We start from the raw sequence: 20,486 nt of genomic DNA on the forward strand, positions 1-20,486 counted from the left end.
CGGCCCGGTCAGGCCAGTTCGAGGGCCAGGTAGAAGTCCACCCGGTCCTCCAGTCGGGACAGGTCGCGTCCGGTCAGCTCCTCGATCCGGCCGATCCGGTAGCGCAGCGTGTTGACGTGCACGTGCAGTTGGGCGGCGCACCTGGTCCAGGAGCCGTCCGAGCGCAGGAAGGCCTCCAGGGTGCGGACCAGGTCGGCCTGGTGCTCGATGTCGTAGGCGATCACCTTGTCCAGCAGCCGGCCGCGGAAGGCGCGGCGCACCTCGTCGGGGACGGCGGCCAGCAGCAGCACGTGCGAGGCCAGCTCCTCGGGGCCGGCCACGCAGACCCGGCCGACCCGGGCGGCGGCGATCCGGCGGGCGTGCCGGGCCTCCTCCAGCGCGCCGCGCAGCCCGCCGGCCTCGGTGGCGGGCGCCGAGACGCCGAGCGTGATCCGCCCCTCCGAGCCCAGGCCGGCCTCCAGCGGGGCCAGCAGCTCGCGCAGCGCGTCGGCGGGCACCGAGGCGTCCAGCGCGGGCAGCACCACCACGGCGCCGCTGCCGGCTCCCGCGATCAGCGCCCGCTCCGAGGTGTCGGTCAGCGCCTCCTCCAGCACGGTACGCACCGTGCCGTCCGGCAGCCCGGTGCCCTCGGCGCTGAGCACCAGCCAGGAGGCCTCGCCCTGCTGCTCGGTGGGCACCGCGCCCTCGTAGCGGGCGGCCATCGCGGCGGAGGCGTACAGGGTGCGGCTGATCTCGGCCGGGTCGGCGTCGCGCTGCAGCAGGGTGAGCACCTCGTCGGCGAGCCGGCGGCGCAGTCGGCGGCCCTCGTCGCGGCGGCTGCGCTCGGCGGCCACCAGGCGGGCCAGGTTCTCGGCCAGCTGCTGGCGCTTGACGGTCCATTCGGTCACGTCGCCGGCCACCGCGAGCATCCAGTCGGCCAGCGGCACCTCCTGCTCGGGCTGCCCGGCGGCGGGCAGCAGCGAGTAGTTGCCGGAGACCAGGCGGGCCCGGTGCGGCGGGCGGCGGCGCTGGCGCTGGGCCGCCAGGTGGGCCCGGACCAGCTGGTCGCGGTCGGCGGCGCCGAGGTGGTCGGCGGGCCCGGCGATCACCCGGCCGGTGGGGGTGAGCACCCAGCAGTCCAGGTCCAGGTCGCCGCCGAGCAGGTCGAGCACCGCGTCCAGGCCGCCGGCGCCGGCCGCCTGGACCAGCAGCCGGTGCCGGTCCACCAGGGCGGCCAGGTCGGCGGCCCGGTCGGCGGAGACCTGACGGCCGATGAACTCGGTCAGGGTGGCGAAGGCGATGTCGTCGGGCACCGCCAGCAGCGGCATCCGGTGCCGCCGGCAGGCCTCCACCAGGTCCTGCGGCACCGGGCCGACCTCGGCCTCGCCGGCCGCCAGCGCGACCGCGCCGCCGGAGGCCAGGGTGCGCACGAAGCGCTCGGAGTCCTCCGGCGAGGTGCGCCAGAGCATGCCGGTGAGCACCAGCTCGCCGCCGTGCAGGTAGCGGCCCGGGTCGTGCAGGTCCGTCGTCATCACACCGCTGACCTGGCGGTCGAGCTCCTCCTCGGCGGCGAGCAGGCGCAGTCTCGGGGCGCCGGGGGCGAGCAGGTCACGGACGCGCATCCGCTGACTCCTTCGTCTGAACGGTGGGTGACCGGTGGGTGTCGGGGGGACAGTGTGCCCGATGGTGGGCGGTTCGGTGTTACGTATCAGCGGGGTGCCGGGTCACGGGGCAATTGCCCGGTCGTCACGGCCGGATCACGGTCGCAAGGGGCGGCTGGGGCTCCGCTCAGCAGGGCGTTCGCGCCCTTTAGACGAACGTACAGGATGCCGGGTGGCACTGGTGTACGGGCTTCATGCCATCAGTGACTGCCTCCGAGGTGTCGGACGGCGGTTCACTGGCCACACGCCGCCGGACCCACCCCGGTGACCAGGACGCGAAGCCCCGGCAACGAGTCCGCAAAACCGGAGGTACGACTTTCCGCACCGCAGCGCCGTTCGGGCGAGGCAGCGGGGATTCCGGGCACCCTGCCCAAAGGTTCGATCGGCGACGACTTGAGGAGACACCCGCATGGAGTTCCTGCGGCCCGCTACCTGGGACGAGGCGCTCGCGGCGAAGGCTGAGTACCCGACCGCGCTGCCGATCGCCGGTGGCACGGACGTGATGGTCGAGATGAACTTCGACGTGCACCGGCCGTCCGCGCTGCTTGACCTGAACCGCCTCACCGAGTTGACCGAGTGGACGATCGAGGGCGAGGTCGTCAAGCTCGGCGCCTCGGTCCCCTACTCGCGGATCATCGACGAGCTGTCCGGGCCGCTGCCGGGGCTGGCCCGGGCCGCGCACACGGTCGGATCCCCCCAGATCCGCAACCGCGGCGGTGTCGGCGGCAACCTCGGCGGGGCCTCCCCCGCCGGCGACTCGCACCCGGCGCTGCTGGCGGCCGGCCGCGACGTCTTCGTCGAGGTCGCCTCCCAGGCCCGCGGCACCCGGATGATCGCCATCGACGACTTCTACGTCGGCGTGAAGCGCAACTCCATGGAGCCCGACGAGCTGATCCGCCGGGTGCACATCCCGGTCGCCGACGGCCCGCAGGAGTTCTCCAAGATCGGCACCCGCAACGCGATGGTGATCGCGGTCGCCGCCTTCGGCTTCGCGCTGCACCCCAAGAACCACACGGTCGGCACCGGCATCGGCTCGGCCGCCCCCACCCCGCGCCGCGCGGTGGAGGCCGAGGAGTACCTGCAGGGCGTGCTCGCCGAGCGCGGTCTGTGGGAGAGCGGGGCGCTGCTCGGCACCGAGGTGATCCAGCGGTTCGGCGAGCTGGTCAAGGCCGCCGCGTCCCCGATCGACGACGTGCGCGGCACCGCGGACTACCGCCGGCACACCCTCGCGGTGATGGCCCGACGGACCCTCACCTGGTGTTGGAACGACTACAGCAAGCAGATCAGGAGCGCGGCATGAGGGTCACTTTCACCGCCAACGGCAAGCCCGTCGAGGCGGACGACGTGTGGGAGGGCGAGAGCCTGCTCTACGTGCTGCGCGAGCGGGTCGGCCTGCCGGGTTCCAAGAACGCCTGCGAGCAGGGCGAGTGCGGCTCGTGCACGGTCTACCTGGACGACGTGCCGGTCTGCTCCTGCCTGGTCGCGGCCGGCCAGGTGCAGGACCGCCAGGTGCGCACCGTCGAGGGCCTGGCCGACGAGGAGAGCGGCGAGCTCGGTCTGGTCCAGCAGGCGTTCATCGACGCCGGCGCCGTGCAGTGCGGTTTCTGCACCCCGGGCCTGCTGGTGCAGACCGACGCGCTGCTCGACCGGGACCCGCAGCCCAGCGACACCGACATCCGCGAGGCGCTCAGCGGCAACCTGTGCCGGTGCACCGGCTACGAGAAGATCATGGACGCGGTGCGGCTGGCCTCCGCCCGCACGTGCCAGAAGGCGGGGACCCAGGCATGAGTGCGCGGACGATCGCGGGTCAGAAGAACCTGCAGGACATCAACCAGGCCTCCAAGGACGGCATCGGCGGCTCGCCGCTGCGCCCGGACGGCATTCTGAAGGTCAAGGGCGAGTTCGCCTACTCCTCCGACCTGTGGCACGAGGACATGCTCTGGGGCATGGCGCTGCGCTCGCCGCACCCGCGCGCCAAGATCATCGGTGTGGACATCTCCGAGGCCCTCAAGACCCCGGGCGTCTACGCGGTGATGACCCACGAGGACATCCCCGGCGCGAAGTTCTACGGCCTGGAGATCCGCGACCAGCCGGCGCTGGCGATCGACAAGGTCCGCTACCACGGCGAGGCCATCGCGCTGGTCGCGGCCGACCACCCGGAGACGGCCCGCCGCGCGGTGAAGAAGATCAAGGTCGAGTACGAGGTGCTCACCCCGATCACCACCGAGGAGCAGTGCCTCGACCCGGAGACCTACGGGTACGTGCACGAGCCGCACGAGTACAAGTCGCACGGCTACGGCAACATCTGCCACGAGCAGAAGCTGGTCTCGGGCCTCGGCGTGACCGACGAGGTACGGGCGCTGGCCGACGTCATCGTGAGCGGCGAGTACGAGGTCGGCATGCAGGACCAGGCCTTCCTGGGCCCCGAGTCCGGCCTGGCGGTGCCCGCCGAGGACGGCGGCATCGACCTCTACATCGCCACCCAGTGGCTGCACGTGGACCGCGAGCAGATGGCCCCGGTGCTCGGCCTGCCCGAGGAGAAGGTGCGCCTCACCCTGGCCGGCGTCGGCGGTGCCTTCGGCGGCCGCGAGGACATCTCGATGCAGATCCACGCCTGCCTGCTGGCGCTGCGCACCGGCAAGCCGGTCAAGATCGTCTACGCCCGGGACGAGTCCTTCTTCGGCCACGTGCACCGCCACCCGGCCAAGATGCGCTACGAGCACGGCGCGACCCGCGACGGCAAGCTGGTCTTCGCCGACTGCCGGATCGTGCTGGACGGCGGCGCCTACGCCTCCGCCTCCCCCGCGGTGGTCGGCAACGCCGCCTCGCTGGGCCACGGCCCGTACGTGATCCCGAACGTGAAGATGCACGCCATCGCGCTCTACAGCAACAACCCGAGCTGCGGCGCGATGCGCGGCTTCGGCGCGGTGCAGGCCGCCTTCGGCTACGAGTCGCAGATGGACAAGCTCGCCGAGGCCCTCGGCATGGACCCGGTCGAGCTGCGCCAGCTGAACGCGATGTCGGAGGGCGACTACATGCCCACCGGCCAGCAGATCGACTCGCCGGCCCCGGTCGCCGAACTGCTGCAGCGGGTCAAGGACATGCCGCTGCCGCCGCCGCTGGACCTGACCGACCTGGACGTGCGCCAGCTGCCCGGTGCGCTGTCCAACACCTCGCACGGCGAGGGCATCGTGCGCGGCATCGGCTACTCGGTCGGCATCAAGAACGTCGGCTTCTCCGAGGGCTTCGACGACTACTCCACCGCCCGGGTCCGCCTGGAGGTCATCGGCGGCGAGCCGGTGGCCATGGTGCACACCGCGATGGCCGAGGTCGGCCAGGGCGGCATCACCGTGCACGCCCAGATCGCCCGTACCGAGCTGGGCGTGGAGCAGGTCACCATCCACCCGGCCAACACCGAGGTCGGCTCGGCCGGTTCCACCTCCGCCTCGCGGCAGACCTACATGACCGGCGGTGCGGTGAAGCTGGCCGCCGAGGCGGTCAAGCAGGCGCTGATCGAGAAGGGCCGCAAGCGCTACGGCTGGACCCAGACCGACCTCGACCTGGTCGGCGGCAAGGTGGTCTCCGAGTCGGGCGGCGCGCTGGTCTCGATGGTCGACCTGCTCGGCGACGAGGCGATCGACCTGACCCGCGAGCACCACCACCGGCCCACCCAGGCCTTCGACAAGGAGACCGGCCAGGGCTTCGGCCACGTCCAGTACACCTTCTGCGCCAACCGCGCGGTGGTCGACGTGGACGTGGAGCTGGGCCTGGTCAAGGTGGTCGAGCTGACGGCCGCCCAGGACGTCGGCAAGGCGCTCAACCCGCTCTCGGTGGTCGGCCAGATCCAGGGCGGCTGCACCCAGGCGCTGGGCCTGGCGGTGATGGAGGAGATCATCGTCAAGGACGGCAAGGTCCGCAACGCCTCCTTCACCGACTACCTGATCCCCACCATCCTCGACACCCCGCCGATCCCGGTGGACGTGCTCGAACTGCCCGACCCGAACGCCCCGTACGGGCTGCGCGGTGTCGGCGAGGCGCCCACGGTCTCCGCCACCCCCTCGATCGTGGCCGCCATCCGCCAGGCCACCGGGATCGCGCTCAACCGCATCCCGGTCCGTCCCGAGCACCTCACCGGGACCCTCTAGTACCTCCCCGGGGCGGCGGTCACGTCTTCCCCCGCCGCCCCGGGGCTGCTCCACCCGCTCCACCCCGCAAGGCCCGCTGCCTCTCCCACGCCGGGGCTCTGCAGCGGTGCGCACCACCCCACGCACCGCAACCCGCACACCGTGTGCGCCAGTGAGTCGAACAAGTCCCCCTGCTCCGTCCTCCGCGGCGACAGTCAGGTCGGCTCGCCCACCCCAATCCCCTATGAACCTTGGGAGTGGACATGACCCGGATCCCCACGGAGCCCGGCACCACTGAAAGAGAAACCGTCGAGACCGGCACCCCCACGCCGGCGGCGGCAGCTTCGCCGAAGAACGCTCTGGACCTGTACTTCAAGATCTCCGCCCGGGGCTCGACCTTCGGCAACGAGATCCGCGGCGGTCTGACCACCTTCATGGCGATGGCCTACATCGTCCTGCTCAACCCGCTCATCCTGAGCGGCGCCGACGTCACCGGCGCCAAGCTGAGCCACGCCCAGCTGACCACCTCCACGGCGCTGGCCGCGGCCGTGGTGACCATCGTGATGGGCGTGGTGGGCAACGTGCCGCTGGCGGTCGCCGCCGGCCTGTCGGTCTCCGGCGCGGTCTCCGCGCTGGTGGTCCCGCACACCACCTGGGCCCAGGCCTTCGGCCTGTGCGTGATCTACGGCCTGCTGATCGTGCTGCTGGTCGTCTCCGGCCTGCGCGAGAAGATCATGAACGGCATACCGCTGCCGCTCAAGCACGCGATCACCATCGGCATCGGCCTGTTCGTCGCGCTGATCGGCCTGCACAAGGCCGGGTTCGTGATGAGCGGCGGCCCGACCCTGGTCTCGCTCGGTCCCTTCGGCGAGCTGACCGGCTGGCCGGTGGTCTGCTTCGCCTTCACCCTGCTGACCATCTTCGTGCTGCTGGCCCGCAACGTCCGCGGCGCGATCCTGATCGGCATCGTGGCCGGCACCGTCTTCGCCGTGGTGGTCAACACGGTGGCGCACATCCCGACCAAGGCCTGGGGCAGCGCGGCGCCGACCTGGCCCGGCAGCCCGGTCTCCGCACCGGACTTCGGCCTGTTCGGCCACGTGGACCTGTTCGGCGCCTTCGGCGGCAAGGGCCTGGGCGCGATCAGCGCCTCGGTCGCGGTCTTCACCCTGGTGCTGGCCGGCTTCTTCGACGCGATGGCCACCATCATCGGCGTCGGCACCGAGGCCGGGCTGGCCGACTCGCAGGGCCGGATGCCGGGCCTGTCCAAGGCGCTGTTCATCGACGGGGCCGGCGGCGCGATCGGCGGCCTGGTCGGCGCCTCGGGCCAGACGGTCTTCGTCGAGTCCGCCACCGGTGTCGGCGAGGGCGCCCGTACCGGCCTCGCCTCCACCGTGACCGGCGGCATGTTCGTGCTGATGCTCTTCTTCTCGCCGCTGGCGGGCATCGTGCCGGTCGAGGTGGCCGCGGCCGCCCTGGTGGTGATCGGCTCGATGATGATGAGTCAGGCCCGGCACATCGACTGGGCGGACCGCGAGGTGGCCATCCCGGCCTTCCTCACCTGCACCCTGATGCCCTTCACCTACAGCATCACGGCCGGCGTCGCCGCCGGTGTGATCTCCTACGTGGTGATCAAGGCGGGCAAGGGCAAGTGGCGTGAGCCCGGCCCGCTGATGTGGGTGCTCACCGCAGTGTTCGTCGTGTACTTCGCGCTCACTCCGGTCAAGGAGTGGCTCGGCGTCCACTGAGTCCCGGCCCCGGTGCGCCCTGCTGCGCACCGGGGCACTCACCCTCGTACCCTCGCAGTGAAAGCAGGAGCCGCCATGCAGGACATCGCCGAGCAGTTGCAGGCCTGGCACGCCGCGGGGCGTTCCTTCGCCGTGGCCACCGTGGTCGGCGTCTCCGGCAGCGCCCCGCGCGACCCGGGCGCGGCGCTGGCCGTGGACGCGGTCGGCGAGGCGGTCGGCTCGGTCTCCGGCGGCTGCGTCGAGGGGGCGGTCTACGAGCTGTGCCGGGAGGCGATCGAGTCCGGGCAGCCGGTGCTGGAGCGGTTCGGCTACAGCGACGAGGACGCCTTCGCGGTCGGCCTGACCTGCGGCGGGATCCTGGACGTCTTCGTGCAGCCGGTGGTCCCCGGCGCCGACGCCGGGCTGGACGCCGGGATCAGCTACATCGCCTCGGGCACTCCGGTGGCACTGGCCCGGGTGGTGGAGGGGCCGGACGCCCTGCTCGGCGCCACCGTCGCGGTGACCGCGGACACCCACCACGGCGCGCTCTCGCCCACGGGCCCGAGCATGACCGGTGCCCTGGAGCGCTCGCTGGTCGCCGAGGCCCGGGCGATGCTGGACGCGGGCCGCACCGGCAAGGTCACGCTGGCCCTGGACGGGCGCCCGTGCGACCCGACGGCCGCCGCGACCGTCACCTTCTTCGTCGAGTCCTACGTCCCCAAGCCGCGGATGCTGGTCTTCGGCGCGATCGACTTCGCCGCCGCGGTGGTGCGGATAGGCAAGTTCCTCGGCTACCACGTGACGGTCTGCGACGCCCGCCCGGTCTTCGCCACCGCCCGGCGCTTCCCGGACGCCGACGAGGTGGTGGTCGACTGGCCGCACCGCTACCTGGACACCCAGCTGGCCAAGCTGGACGGCCGCAGCGTGCTGTGCGTGCTGACCCACGACGCCAAGTTCGACATCCCGCTGCTGGAGCGGGCGCTGCGGCTGCCGGTCGGCTTCGTCGGCGCGATGGGCTCGCGCCGCACCCACCTGGACCGCAACGCCAAGCTGCGCGAGGCCGGCCTGACCGAGGCGGAGATCGCCCGGCTGCGCTCGCCGATCGGCCTGGACCTGGGCGCCCGCACCCCGGAGGAGACCGCGGTGGCGGTGGCCGCCGAGATCGTGGCCGGCCGGCGCGGCGGCGGCTGCCTGCCGCTGTCGGCCGGCACCGGCCCGATCCACCACGACCTGGCCCGGGCCGCCAAGCGCTCGGGCGCGGGTTTCCGGGTGGCCTGACACCCCTGGAAACTGGCCTCGGGGCCCCTGGCGGGCGGCCCGGCGACCCCTGCTCCCCCACCGGTCCCGTTCGAGCGCAGCGCTCGAACGGGATCTTCTTCTTTCCCCCGCTGGCCACCGGAGGCCGCCGCATGCCGCATGATGTGCCAGTGCAAAACGCAGATCCGTTCGGGTACGCCGAAGACGCCGGCCCGCCCTCCCGACCCGCGCCACCACCCTCCGAGGCCGACCTGGGCCAGGCGGTGGCCGCCGCCCAGGCCGGTGACGAGGAGGCGTTCAGACAGGTGTTCCGGACGGTGCAGCCGCTGCTGCTGCGCTATCTGCGGGTACTCGTGGGGGATCCGAGCGACGCCGAGGACATCGCCTCGGAGGCCTGGCTGCAGATCGCCCGCGACCTGCACACCTTCCACGGGGACGGGGACGGTTTCCGCGGCTGGGCCGCCACCGTGGCCCGGCACCGCGCGCTGGACCACCTGCGGGCCAAGCGCCGCCGCCCGACCGCGGAGCTGCCGGAGGAGTACCTGACCGAGCTGGCCGCCGAGGACGACACCGAGGGCACGGTGGTCGCCGCCGACGGCACCCGGCGCGCCCTCGAGCTGATCGCCGCACTGCCCAAGGACCAGGCCGAGGCGGTACTGCTGCGGGTGGTGCTGCAACTGGACGCCGAGAGCGCGGCCCAGGTGCTGGGCAAGCGGGCCGGCAGCGTGCGGATGGCCGCGCACCGGGGGCTGCGCAGGCTGGCCAAGCTGCTCGAGGCCCCGGTGCCCGCGGTGCCGGGCCAGCGGGTGGAGCGGAGCACGAAAAACCCGTCCCTCGGTGTGACGAAACCGGGCGCCTCGACGCTGAAGGACATGAGATGAGCACCAACCGATCCGGTCGGATCGACCGCGCCGCCGCCGAGCGACTGCTCGCCGGCCCCGCCGTCGGTGCGCAGGGCGGACAGGGTGCCCTCGCCGACCTGCTGGCGGCCGCGGCCGCCCCTGCGACCGAGGCCGAACTGACCGGCGAGACGGCCGCCGTGGAGGCGTTCCGCGAGGCCGTCCGGCTCGGGCCGCCCACCGCGGGCGCCCTCGGCGCACCCGCGCGCCCGGCCCGCCGCCTGGTCTCCCGCCGCCGTACCAGCGCCCGCCGCACCGGCGTGCGCGCCGCGGTGGCCGCCCTCGCGGTGACCGCGCTCGGCTCGGTGGCGGTGGCCGCCGGCACCGGCCACCTGCCCGAGGTGCTCGGCGGCGCCGGGCAGCGCACCGTGGCCGACCCCTCGTCCGGCGCCGTCACGGCACCGAGCGCCACCACCCACCCCGCCGTGCGCCCCACCGGCGCGGCCCCGGCCCGCACCGGACCGGCCGGCGGCAGCAGCACCGCCGCCGCCGCCACCGGCGGTACCGCGACCGGCAGCAGCGCGGCTGACGACCTGGTCCCGCTCTGCCGACAGTGGCGCGGTGCCGACAACGACTCCCGGTTCGAGCCGCTGACGCGCGCGGCGGGCGGCTCGGACCGGGTCCCGGCCTACTGTGCGGCCCTGCTGCTGAAGGCGGCGGGCGGCGACCAGAGCCCCGGTGCCACCCCGGGCGACGGCGCCGGCCAGGGCCGTTCGGACCCCAGCGACGGCACCGACCCGCAGCACTCGGCCACCGCGGACCCGGGCAAGCCCGACCCGGCGGCCACCGGGCACGGCAAGCCCAGCCCGTCCCCGGACCCGGGCCGGACCAAGAACGGCAACCACCCGAGCCCGACCGGGACCTCGGAGCACGGAAACAGTTGAACGCTCTCCGGTCCGCAGCGGGCCGGCCGAGGGGGGCTGACGGGCCGTCAGCCCCCCTCCTTGCTCCCCGTGCCGCCGCGCGCGATGGTGGAGGGACAGGACCGGATACCACACGAAGGGCGGTCCGACCATGCGTACCCTGCTGCAGGTCGAGTTGGACACCGAAGCGTCGAACAAGCTGATCAGCAACGGCGAGCTCCAGCAGACCATGGGTGAGCTGATGGGCACCCTCAAGCCCGAGGCGGCCTACTTCTACGCGATGAACGGGCACCGCGCGATGACCCTGGTGGTCGACCTGCCCGACGAGAGCTCGATCGTCACCGCCTGCGAACCGTTCTGGCTCACCCTGCAGGCCCGCGTCACGGCCGTGCCGTGCATGAACGCCGATGACCTGACCAGCGGTCTCGGCCGGCTGCCGCGCGCCTGACCGGCCACATTCGTCGAACGCCGCGCCGGGTCGCCGTCCGCGGCTTGGGCCTTCCGGGTGACCTCTCGTCGCGCTGCGTGTAGGGTGCTTTGAAGGGTCGAACGCCGACCCGGCCAACCTCATATCGTTCGACCGAAGTTGTAGAGTTCCGGGGGATATCTTGTCATGCCCTTGACATGGGCGTTCAGAGGCGCTACCAGTCCCCCGGAGGCCAGATGTCCAATCCGCTGCTCCACCTCCCCGGTTCCACCGGCGAGCATCTGCTGCAGCAGGAACACGGCACCACCGAGCGGGCCGAACGGTTCTACAGGGAGCAGGTGCTGGACCACCTGAACGCCCGGATGCGGGAGTTCGTGGCCCGCCAGGAGATGGCCTTCGTGGCCACCAGCGACGCCGACGGCGAGTGCGACGCGACCTTCCGGGCCGGTCCGCCCGGCTTCCTGCACGTGATCGACGAGCGGACCCTGGCCTACCCCGAGTACCGCGGCAACGGCGTGCTGGCCAGCCTCGGCAACATCACCGAGAACGGCCACGTCGGCCTGCTGCTGGTCGACTTCGTGCGGGACCTGATCGGCCTGCACATCAACGGCCGGGCCTGCCTGGTGGACGACGCCGCCCTGCGCCGCACCGTGCCCGGCCTGCCACAGGAGACCGTGCCGGGCCGGCGCGCCGAGCACTGGGTGCTGGTCGACATCGACGAGGCCTACATCCACTGCGCCAAGCACATCCCGCGCCTGATCCCCGCCCCGCGCACCCGCGCCTGGGGCAGCGACGACCAGCGCCGAAAGGGCGGCGACTTCTTCGGCGCCAAGGCCGTGGCCGGACAGGCCACCTGACCGATCATCACCTCTCACGGGAACTGCGACCAGACGCCATCATGACGGATACCAGCGAACCCGACGACCTCACCCTGCTCCGCTCCAGCTTCGCGCTGGTCCAGGAGCACGGCGACAAGCTCACCGGCCACTTCTACGCCACCCTCTTCCTGCACCACCCCGAGGTCCGCCAGCTCTTCCCGCCGGCCATGGACCTCCAGCGCGACCGGCTCTTCCGGGCGCTGGCGGGCGCCGTGCGGATGATCGACCGGCCGGAGGAGCTCGGCACCTTCCTGGCCCAGCTGGGCCGCGACCACCGCAAGTACGGGGTGCTCGCCGAGCACTACGCGGCGGTCGGCGACGCGCTGCTGGCGACCCTGCGCAAGTACGCCGGTGAGGCCTGGAACGACCGCCTGGAGCAGCTCTGGGCATCGGCCTACCAGCAGATCGCGGCCGCGATGAGCGGGGCCGCCGAGGCCGAGGCCGGCCACACCCCGCCGTCCTGGCTGGCCGAGGTGGTCGGGCACGAGCTGCGCACCCCGGACGTGGCGGTGCTCACGCTGCGCCCCGACGCCCCGTTCCCGTTCCGGGCCGGCCAGTACACCACCGTGGAGACCGCCCGCTGGCCCCGGGTCTGGCGACCCTACTCGATCGCCAACGCCCCGCGCCGGGACGGCCTGCTGACCCTGCACGTGCGCGCGGTGCCGGCCGGCTGGGTGAGCAACGCGCTGGTCCACCACACCCGGGTGGGCGACGTGGTCCGGCTCGGCCCGGGCCGCGGCAGCATGGTGCTGCCGGAGCGCCCGGCCCGCCGGGTGGTCTGCGTGGCCGGCGGCACCGGGCTGGCGCCGATCAAGGCGTTGGTCGAGGAGATGATCGCCCGGCACCGCCCGCTCACCCTGCACCTGTTCGTCGGGGTGCGCCGCGAGAGCGAGCTGTACGACCTCCAGGCACTGCGCCAACTGGCCGGGGTCTTCCCGCGGTTGCTGCTGGTCCCGGTGGTCTCCGAGGAGATCGGCTTCGCGGGCGTGCAGGGCCGGCTGCCCGAGGTGGTGCCCGCCCAGGGCCACTGGAACGAGCACGAGATCTTCGTGGCCGGCCCGGACGACATGGTGGTCTCGATGGTCGAGCAGCTGCACCGGGCCGGCGTGCCGGGCAACCGGCTGCACTACGACCTGTCCACCACGCTGGCCGAACTGGACATCACCTCGGGCCTGCTGGACCAGGCGGCGGTGAACCGGCCGTCCCGCGAACCGAGTCAGCGGGACGGCCGGTGAACACGGCGCCGGCCAAGAGGCGTTGCTGCGCTATCCGGCGTTGATGCGGGCAGCGCGGCGCAGCAGGGCGGGCGAGAGGCGGCCGAGCAGGCGGGCCGCCTTGGCCTCCACGGTGACCGGCACCACCGGCCGGCCGGTCCGCACCGCCTTGACGATCTCGGCGGCCACCTTCTCCGGCGGGAAGCCCCGGCGGGCGTACATCTTGGACACCCGGGCCTGCTTGGCGGCCTGCTCGGCCGAGTCCAGCCCGGAGAAGGTGGTGGTGCGGGTGATGTTGGTGTTCACGATGCCCGGGCAGATCGCGCTCACCCCGATGCCGTGGTCGGCCAGTTCGGCCCGCAGGCAGTCGGAGAGCATCAGCACCGCGGCCTTGCTGGTGGCGTAGGCGGCCAGCACCTTGGACGGCAGGTAGGCAGCGGCCGAGGCCAGGTTGACGATGTGTCCGCCCTGCCCGCGCTCGGCCATCAGCGCGCCGAACGCCCGGCACCCGTGGATCACGCCCCACAGGTTGACGTCCAGCACCCGCTGCCACTCCTTCTCGGTGGTCTGCAGGAAGGTCCCGGAGTGGCCGATGCCGGCGTTGTTGACCAGCACGTCCGGCACCCCGTGGGCGGTGGCCACGGTCTGCGCGAAGGCGTCCATCGCGGGGCCGTCGCTGACGTCCACCCGGTAGGCGTGCCCGGCCCCGCCGAGCAGGGTGACCAGTTCGGCGGTCCGCCGGGCGGCCTCCAGGTCCAGGTCGCAGACCACCACGGTGGCCCGCTGCTCGGCGAAGGCCAGCGCGGTGGCCCGCCCGATCCCGCTGCCGGCGCCGGTGACCACCACCAGCGGACCGCCCGCCGCGGCGGGCGGCTCGCCGCGCTCGATCCGGGTGGTGAACTCCCGCACCAGCGAGGCGACCGCGGGCGCCTGGTCCAGCAGCCCCGACCAGTGGGTGGCGTTCAGCTCGCGCCGGGTCAGGTCCGGCACCCAGCGCTCCAGCCCCTCGCTGAGGAACGGGCTGACGTAGCGGTCCCGGCGCAGCGTGACCAGCTGCACCGGCACCCGGGTCGGCCGCTCGCGCGGGTGGCGCAGCGCGGGGCGCATGTTGGCCCGGTACAGCTCGATGCCGCGCACCGCGTCCTGACGCAGCGTCGCCTGCGGGTGCCCGGGGCGCGGGCTGACCTTCTCCAGGTCGCGCAGCACCCGCGGCCAGGCCCGGGCCAGGCCGAACTTCCAGACGCCCGGCGCCAGGTAGGGCAGGTGGAAGGCGGTGATGTACCAGGAGTGCACCCCCTGGACCAGCAGCTGGCGCAGGTGGCGCGGGGTGGGCCGGCGCAGCCGGTGCCGGATCCAGTGGCCCATGTGGTCCAGGCAGGGCCCGGACATGGTGGTGTAGGAGGCCAGCCGCCGCTCGGCGCCGGGCTCGGTGACCGCCTCCCAGGACTGCAGCGAGCCCCAGTCGTGCGCCACCACGTGCACCGGGCGGTCGGGGCTGACCGCCTCGGCCACCGCGAACAGGTCGCGGGCCAGCAGCTCCAGCCGGTAGCCGGCCCGATCGGCGGGCACCCCGGACTCGCCGGCCCCGCGCACGTCGTAGCGGACCACGTGGTGGTCGGCGGCCAGCTCTTCGGCCACCTCGTCCCAGACCCGGTGGGTGTCCGGGTAGCCGTGCACCAGCAGCACGGTGGGGCGCTCGGGGTCGCCCTGCTCGAAGACCGCGAGCTCGATCCCGGCCGAGGAAACGGTCCTGCGCGTGACGGTCATGCGGCGGCCCCCTCAAGGCTCGTCCAGCGCCGCACGTGCGGCAGGTCCTCGTCCAACCAGTAGGCGTCGTCCTCGGTGACCACCAGCAGTTCCTCGAACTTGATGCCGGTGTCCCTGAGGCCGATGTGCGGCTCCACCGCCCACAGGCCCGGGGTGGGCGCGTGACGCGAGGAGCGGCCGTCGGCCCACAGCGGGGAGCGCCCGTGCAGGCGCTCGCTGATCAGCTCCCGGCCCAGGGTCTGCAGGGTGCGCAGGCCGAAGCCGAACAGGTTGACCCCGGCCGGGGCCCGGCTGGTGTTGCGGGTCACCTGGTGGCCGATCACCCGGCCAGGGTAGACCTGGTGGCGGTTGTCGTACCCGTGCGCGGCGATCTGCGCGTCCACGGCGGCGTAGATCTCGTCGAGCGGCCGGCGGGCCCGCACCTCACGCAGGATCAGGTCCCGGTAGACCTTCAGGTCCTGGGCCAGCCGGTCCCAGACCGGGTTCTCGCCGACCTTGCCGCCGTAGCCGATGTCGGCGGTGTAGCCGTCCACCACGGGGGCGCAGTCCAGCACGTACGGCATGCCCTCGCGCAGCACCCGCCCGCCCGCGAAGAACTGCAGCGGGGTGTGGAAGTGCCGGAAGGCGGTGCGGTCGCCGAACCAGGCGAACGGCACGTGGAAGAAGTCCTGCACGCCGGCGGCCACCAGGGTGCGGCGCAGCCTGGCGGTGGTCTGACGCTCCGTCACCCCTGGCTCGATCCAGGCCGCGACCTGCTCGGCGCAGTGGTAGGCGAGCTGCTGGACCTCGCGGAACCGCGCCAGGTCCTGCTCGGTGTACTTGAATCCGGTCATCGCGGCTCGACCTCCAGGACCAGGGTCTCGCCCTCGGCGGCCCGCGAGACGCAGGGCAGCAGGGCGCCGGCCGCGCGCTCCTCGGCGGTGAGGCGGCGGTCGCGGTGTTCGGGGGTGCCGGCCAGCAGCTGGACCTTGCAGGTCCCGCAGAAGCCCTGGTGGCAGGAGTAGGGCTGGTCGGGGTCGGCCTCGCGCAGCACGTCCAGCGCGGACCGGTCGGCGGGGACCGGCAGGGTGCGGCCGCCGGGGCCCAGTTGCAGGGTGAACGGCCGACCGTCGGCGATCGGGGCCGCGCCGAACCGCTCGAAGTGCAGCGCGGTCGGCCGGCGCCGGGGTGCCTGCCGGCCGGAGGCCGGGGGCCCGTCCAGGGCGTCCAGCGCCTCCTGCACGGCAGCCAGCATCGGGGCCGGGCCGCAGCAGTAGACGGCACCGCCGGCGACGGCCCGGGCCAGCAGCTCGGCACCGGTGGGGACTCCCCCGGCGAGCAGGGTGACCCTCCCCCCGCCTCCGGCCGGGGGCACCCCCGTCGCGGCCAGCGCCGTCAGCTCCTCGGTGAACGGCATCGAGGCCCGGCTGCGCCCGGCGTGCACCAGGTGCCAGTCCAGGCCGCGGCGCTGCGCCTCGCGGGCCATCGGCAGCAGCGGGGTGATGCCGATCCCGCCGGCCACCAGCAGCACCTGGGCCTCGCCGCAGAAGGCGAAGCCGTTGCGCGGCCGGCGCGCCGTCAGGCGGGCGCCCAGGTGCAGCTCGTCGTGGATCTCGACCGAGCCGCCGCCCCCGCCGGTGATCCGGCGCACCGCGATCCGGTAGCCGAACCGGTCGGCGGGGTCGCCGCAGAGCGAGTAGTGGCGCTGCCGGCCCGAGGGCAGGGTCAGCCGCAGGTGGGCGCCGGGCTGCCAGGCGGGCAGCGGGGCGCCGGCCGGGTCGGCCAGGTGCAGCTCGACCACCTCCTCGGCGACCGGGCGGTGGGCGGTGACCACCAGGGTCAGCGGGGCACGGCCGCGGCTCTCGGGGCGGCGCGGGCTGCGGCGCAGCAGCGGGGCGCCCATGGCGGGGCTGTAGGCGTCGCCGAACCGGGTCAGGAAGGCCATCAGCCGGTCGGCCTGCGGGCGGCCGTACAGGTCCGGGGGCGGGTTCTCCAGGTCGTGCCGGGCGTCCCGGCCGAAGGCCAGGGCGGGCGCGGGGTCGGTGGCCCGGGTACGGGGCGCGGCGGGCTTCTTGGCGCGTGGTGTCATCGGGTGCCTCGCTCGGGTTCAGTGCGCGCCGGCGGCGGCGCGGGCGGCGGGCGAGCCGGCCAGGTAGCTGAGCGCCTGCGCGCTGGAGCCCTCCTGGGTGGGGTGGTAGCCGGGCTTGAGGTAGCGGATCCCCGAGCGCAGCGACTGCACCGGGTCGGGCAGCATGCCGCGCCGCGCGACGTGCCAGGCCGCCTTCCAGCTCGGCTGGACCCGCCCGTCCAGGCTCGGGTCGGCGGCCAGCAGGAAGCGCACGCCGCGCACCCACAGGTGGACCAGCAGCGGGCCGCCGAGCAGCATGCCGCGCACCCGGCGCAGGTAGCCCGGGTCCAGGTGCACCAGCAGGTCGAAGGCGACGCTGCGGTGCTCCACCTCCTCGGCGCCGTGCCAGCGCAGCAGGTCCAGCATGGTCGGATCGGCGCCGGCCCGGTCCAGGCCGGGCGAGTTGAGCGCCCAGTTGCCCAGGAACGCGGTGAAGTGCTCGATCGCCGCCACGAAGGCGACCCGCTCGATCACGTTCTCCCGGCGCCGGCGGGCCGTCAGCCGGGGCTTGGGGCCCAGCACCCGCTGGAACAGCCAGGCGATCTGGCGCACGTACGGTCGCGGGTCCAGGCCCTGGGCCAGCAGGTGGTCCAGCACCTGCTGGTGCGCCTCGGCGTGGATCGCCTCCTGGCCGACGAAGCCGAGCACCTCCTCGCGCAGTTGCTCGTCCCGGACCAGCGGCAGCGCCTCCTTGAACACCTCGACGAACCAGCGCTCGCCCTCGGGCAGCAGCAGGTGCAGCACGTTGATGGTGTGGGTGGCGAACGGCTCGTCGGGGATCCAGTGCAGCGGCAGCCCGGTCCAGTCGAAGTGGACGTCACGAGGCTCCAGCACGAGGTCGGTGTGCACCTCTGGGACGGTTCTGGGCATGGGGGAACCTCCTGACCTGCGGGGGGTGGCGGCAGGACCTCAACCTACTGGCGGGTATGCCCGGTTACAAGAGTTTGGACCCTCCTTATCGACAGCACGTCTAATAGTTCCGGCCCCCGCCGGCTCCGGTCGCGAGCCGCGGCGGACCCACCTACGGTGAAGGCGCCGGTACTCTCCGGCACCGAGAGGAGCGAGCAGTGATCACAGCACGTGACATCATGCACAGCGGCGCCCAGTGCGTGAACGGTGACCAGTCCCTGATGGATGCCGCGATGATGATGCGGGACAAGGGCGTTGGCGCCCTGCCCATCTGCGGCCCGGACAAGCGCCTGATGGGCATCATCACGGAGCGCGACATCATCACCCGATGTATCGCCGAGGGCCGGGACCCGTCCGCGATGAAGGCCCGGGACCTGGGCGGCCACCTGCACTGCGTGCGCGCCGACGACGACCTGGGCACCGTGCTGAAGAAGATGGAGCAGCACCAGATCCGCCGGATGCCGGTGATCGACAACGACCAGCTGGTCGGCATGATCACCGAGAAGGACCTGGCGATGGGCCACAAGATGGCCAAGGGCGTCACCGACCAGCAGATCATCGACTTCATGGACTCGATGTTCGTCAAGCACTGACGGCCGGGTACGCAGCTGCGGGCCGGATCCCCCCGACGGCGGGGGATCCGGCCCGCAGGCGCGTGCCCGGCCTACTGCTGGAAGGCGGCCGTGAACTGCTCCAGGCCGCCGCTCGCGGCCGCGATCACCGCGTGGTGGTGGTAGTCGCGGGTGTGCACGATCCGGCCGCCGCGCGCCCGGACCAGCTGGATGTTGGGCGCCTCGAAGGTGCGCCCGGACGGCAGGTGGCGGCCGACGTAGTCGAACTCGGCGATCACCACCTCGGGATCCGCACTCTGGTGGATCACCAGGTTGCGCACCGTCAGCTCGTACGGCGGGTTGCCGCCCAGCTCGTCGAACCGGGCCTGCAGCGCGGCCCGGCCCACCATCCGCTTCGGCTCGAACGGCGAGAACGGCACCTCCACCACCGCGTCCTCGGCGTACAGCTCGGGCGTCTGGGACCAGCGGCCCGAGGTGATCCGGTCGATCAACTCCTCGAAGAGCTCGCGCGCCGTGGCATTGTCGGACATGGTTACCCCCAGATCGACGACAGAGGGGTCGCCTAGAATCGGACTGGCGACTCCGGTTACGACGATACGGACTGGCGACTCCGATTGTCCAGGGGCAGAGAGGGTCAGTGGTGAGCACGGATCAGGCGCGCCCGCTGCGCGCGGACGCGGCGCGCAACCGCGCCCGACTGCTGGACGCCGCGGAGGAGGTGTTCACCGCGCGCGGCACCGGGGTGCGGACCGAGGAGGTCGCCAAGGCGGCGGGGGTCGGGGTCGGCACCCTGTTCCGGCACTTCCCGACCAAGGAGGCGCTGCTGCAGGCGGTGCTGGTGCGCCGGATGGAACGGCTCGGCCAGGAGGCCGAACGGCTGCGCGGCGAGCTCGGGCCGGGCGAGGCCTTCCTCGCCTTCTTCGCCCTGGTGGTGGACGCCTCGCCGAGCAAGAACGAGTTCGCCGACGCCCTCGCCGCGGCCGGGGTGGACGTGCGCGAGGCCACCCAGGAGGCCGGCAAGGTGGTGCTGCAGGCCGTCGCCGAGCTGCTCGCCGACGCCCAGCGGGCCGGCCGGGTCCGCCCCGACCTGGGCGTCCCGGAGGTCACCGCGCTGATGGTCGGCGCCAGCCGCGCGCTGGAGCACCTGGACCCGCAGGACGGCCCCGCCCGGCGGCGCGCCGTCGAGGTGGTGCTGGCCGGACTGGGAGCCGGGTAGGCCCCTTGCGGGGCGGGCCTCAGACCGCCATCGCCAGCATCAGCGGCGCCGCCCGGTCGGCCAGCAGTTCGGCGGCGGAGCGCAGCCGGTGGGCGTGCTCGGCGGGCATCGACATGGCCAGGCAGCCGATGGTGGAGCCGGCCGTGACCGGGACGGCCGCGCAGACGGTGCCGAGCGCGTACTCCTGGAGGTCGAGGACCGGCACGGTGGCCGGCTGGCGCTCCAGGCGGTGCATCAGCTGCTCGGCGTCGGTGATGGTGCGCGAGGTGAGCCGGGCGATCGGGTGGCGGGCCAGGTGGTCCAGCCGTCCGTCGTGGTCCAGCTGGCTCAGCAGGCACTTGCCGATGGCACTGGCATGCGCCGTGGCCCGGAAGTCCACCCACTCGTGCACCGCCGGCGCGTGCTCCGCCGCCGCCACCGCCTCCACCCGCAACTCCCCCTCGTGGTACCGGCTGAAGTACACTGCCGCACCCAACTCGTCGCGCAGCTCCGCCAGTTTGTGCTCCAGCCGGATCCGGATCAGCTGCTCCCGGTTGGCCTGGCCGAGCATCGCGAAGGTGCCGCCCAGCACCCAGCCGCCACCGTCCAGTTGCAGGTAGCCCTGGTCGCAGAGGAGGGTGACCAGCTCGCGCACCACGGGCTCGGGCAGCTCGGTGTCGCGCACCAGATCGGTCAGCGCGACCCCGTAGGGGTGGCGGTCGGCGGCCTCCAGCAGCCGCAGCGCCCGCAGCAGCGAGGCGTGCGGGCCCGGCTGCCCCTGTGCCAGCGTGACCTGACGACCGTGACCGTGCGTCGGCATGGCCCTCCCCTTCCGCCGCTTCCGGCCGCATTGCGAAAAACCCGTCGCCGCCGCCGGCCAGACTATCCGTCAGCCCCCTTGCCGAGGCGC

19 protein-coding genes are annotated in these 20,486 nt (G+C 73.3%); 12 read left to right on the forward strand and 7 right to left on the reverse strand.

Translation table 11 applies throughout. The features are described 5' to 3' along the window. Positions 1 to 8: 8 nt before the first annotated feature. The gene (locus tag C7C46_RS21570; RefSeq protein WP_110671528.1) at positions 9 to 1,601 is read right to left on the reverse strand and encodes a PucR family transcriptional regulator; all 1,593 of its coding nucleotides are present in this window, start codon (positions 1,599 to 1,601) and stop codon (positions 9 to 11) included. Positions 1,602 to 2,049: 448 nt separating this feature from the next. On the opposite strand from C7C46_RS21570, the gene C7C46_RS21575 reads away from it, so the two are divergent. The 10 genes from C7C46_RS21575 to C7C46_RS21620 all read left to right on the forward strand — a co-directional run bounded on the left by C7C46_RS21575 (position 2,050) and on the right by C7C46_RS21620 (position 13,047). Beyond that, entirely contained in the window at positions 2,050 to 2,940 is an 891-nt protein-coding gene (locus C7C46_RS21575; RefSeq protein ID WP_110671529.1) for an FAD binding domain-containing protein, read from the forward strand. Then, on the forward strand, positions 2,937 to 3,428 hold the full coding sequence (locus tag C7C46_RS21580; RefSeq protein WP_110671530.1) for a (2Fe-2S)-binding protein: 492 nt from the start codon (positions 2,937 to 2,939) through the stop codon (positions 3,426 to 3,428). Before C7C46_RS21575 ends, C7C46_RS21580 begins: the two co-directional genes overlap by 4 nt. Next, the gene (gene pucD, locus C7C46_RS21585; RefSeq protein ID WP_110671531.1) at positions 3,425 to 5,785 is read left to right on the forward strand and encodes a xanthine dehydrogenase subunit D; all 2,361 of its coding nucleotides are present in this window, start codon (positions 3,425 to 3,427) and stop codon (positions 5,783 to 5,785) included. The genes C7C46_RS21580 and pucD overlap by 4 nt, the downstream gene beginning before the upstream one ends. 242 nt (positions 5,786 to 6,027) lie before the next feature. After that, positions 6,028 to 7,509, forward strand: a complete 1,482-nt coding sequence (locus tag C7C46_RS21590; RefSeq protein WP_110671532.1) for an NCS2 family permease — start codon at positions 6,028 to 6,030, stop codon at positions 7,507 to 7,509. Positions 7,510 to 7,584: 75 nt separating this feature from the next. Beyond that, positions 7,585 to 8,766, forward strand: coding sequence for an XdhC family protein (locus C7C46_RS21595; protein WP_110671533.1), 1,182 nt, complete (start codon positions 7,585 to 7,587; stop codon positions 8,764 to 8,766). A gap of 230 nt (positions 8,767 to 8,996) precedes the next feature. Next, positions 8,997 to 9,626: an RNA polymerase sigma factor gene (locus C7C46_RS21600; protein ID WP_245984689.1), complete on the forward strand. Its 630-nt coding sequence runs from the start codon at positions 8,997 to 8,999 to the stop codon at positions 9,624 to 9,626. Beyond that, a complete protein-coding gene (locus C7C46_RS21605; RefSeq protein WP_110671535.1) occupies positions 9,623 to 10,528 on the forward strand; it encodes a hypothetical protein in 906 nt (301 codons plus the stop codon). The genes C7C46_RS21600 and C7C46_RS21605 overlap by 4 nt, the downstream gene beginning before the upstream one ends. 130 nt (positions 10,529 to 10,658) lie before the next feature. After that, entirely contained in the window at positions 10,659 to 10,955 is a 297-nt protein-coding gene (locus C7C46_RS21610) for a hypothetical protein (protein ID WP_110671536.1), read from the forward strand. Positions 10,956 to 11,170: 215 nt separating this feature from the next. Beyond that, on the forward strand, positions 11,171 to 11,791 hold the full coding sequence (locus C7C46_RS21615; protein ID WP_110671537.1) for a pyridoxamine 5'-phosphate oxidase family protein: 621 nt from the start codon (positions 11,171 to 11,173) through the stop codon (positions 11,789 to 11,791). Positions 11,792 to 11,832: 41 nt separating this feature from the next. Further along, complete coding sequence (locus C7C46_RS21620) at positions 11,833 to 13,047, forward strand: globin domain-containing protein (protein ID WP_110671538.1); 1,215 nt, start codon at positions 11,833 to 11,835, stop codon at positions 13,045 to 13,047. Positions 13,048 to 13,077: 30 nt separating this feature from the next. Here the strand turns inward: C7C46_RS21620 and C7C46_RS21625 are convergent, their stop codons facing one another. The 4 genes from C7C46_RS21625 to C7C46_RS21640 are packed head-to-tail and all read right to left on the reverse strand — an operon-like array spanning position 13,078 to position 17,770. Further along, a complete protein-coding gene (locus C7C46_RS21625) occupies positions 13,078 to 14,793 on the reverse strand; it encodes an SDR family oxidoreductase (RefSeq protein WP_110671539.1) in 1,716 nt (571 codons plus the stop codon). Further along, complete coding sequence (locus C7C46_RS21630) at positions 14,790 to 15,626, reverse strand: M24 family metallopeptidase (protein WP_110671540.1); 837 nt, start codon at positions 15,624 to 15,626, stop codon at positions 14,790 to 14,792. The genes C7C46_RS21625 and C7C46_RS21630 overlap by 4 nt, the downstream gene beginning before the upstream one ends. Continuing rightward, positions 15,623 to 16,861, reverse strand: a complete 1,239-nt coding sequence (locus C7C46_RS21635) for a PDR/VanB family oxidoreductase (protein ID WP_245984677.1) — start codon at positions 16,859 to 16,861, stop codon at positions 15,623 to 15,625. The genes C7C46_RS21630 and C7C46_RS21635 overlap by 4 nt, the downstream gene beginning before the upstream one ends. An 18-nt stretch (positions 16,862 to 16,879) precedes the next feature. After that, positions 16,880 to 17,770: a metal-dependent hydrolase gene (locus tag C7C46_RS21640; RefSeq protein ID WP_110671541.1), complete on the reverse strand. Its 891-nt coding sequence runs from the start codon at positions 17,768 to 17,770 to the stop codon at positions 16,880 to 16,882. 197 nt (positions 17,771 to 17,967) lie between these two features. Here C7C46_RS21640 and C7C46_RS21645 point away from each other — a divergent pair, with 197 nt between their 5' ends. Continuing rightward, complete coding sequence (locus C7C46_RS21645; protein ID WP_110671542.1) at positions 17,968 to 18,402, forward strand: CBS domain-containing protein; 435 nt, start codon at positions 17,968 to 17,970, stop codon at positions 18,400 to 18,402. A 71-nt stretch (positions 18,403 to 18,473) separates the two neighbouring features. Here C7C46_RS21645 and C7C46_RS21650 read toward each other — a convergent pair whose 3' ends face one another. Continuing rightward, complete coding sequence (locus tag C7C46_RS21650) at positions 18,474 to 18,911, reverse strand: nuclear transport factor 2 family protein (protein ID WP_110671543.1); 438 nt, start codon at positions 18,909 to 18,911, stop codon at positions 18,474 to 18,476. A gap of 110 nt (positions 18,912 to 19,021) precedes the next feature. Here C7C46_RS21650 and C7C46_RS21655 point away from each other — a divergent pair, with 110 nt between their 5' ends. Then, a complete protein-coding gene (locus C7C46_RS21655; RefSeq protein ID WP_181442456.1) occupies positions 19,022 to 19,597 on the forward strand; it encodes a TetR/AcrR family transcriptional regulator in 576 nt (191 codons plus the stop codon). A gap of 19 nt (positions 19,598 to 19,616) precedes the next feature. Here the strand turns inward: C7C46_RS21655 and C7C46_RS21660 are convergent, their stop codons facing one another. After that, the gene (locus C7C46_RS21660) at positions 19,617 to 20,396 is read right to left on the reverse strand and encodes an IclR family transcriptional regulator (protein WP_110671545.1); all 780 of its coding nucleotides are present in this window, start codon (positions 20,394 to 20,396) and stop codon (positions 19,617 to 19,619) included. Positions 20,397 to 20,486: the final 90 nt, after the last annotated feature.

This window comes from Streptomyces tateyamensis, from assembly GCF_003205575.1.
Classification (GTDB): Bacteria; Actinomycetota; Actinomycetes; order Streptomycetales; family Streptomycetaceae; genus Kitasatospora; species Kitasatospora tateyamensis.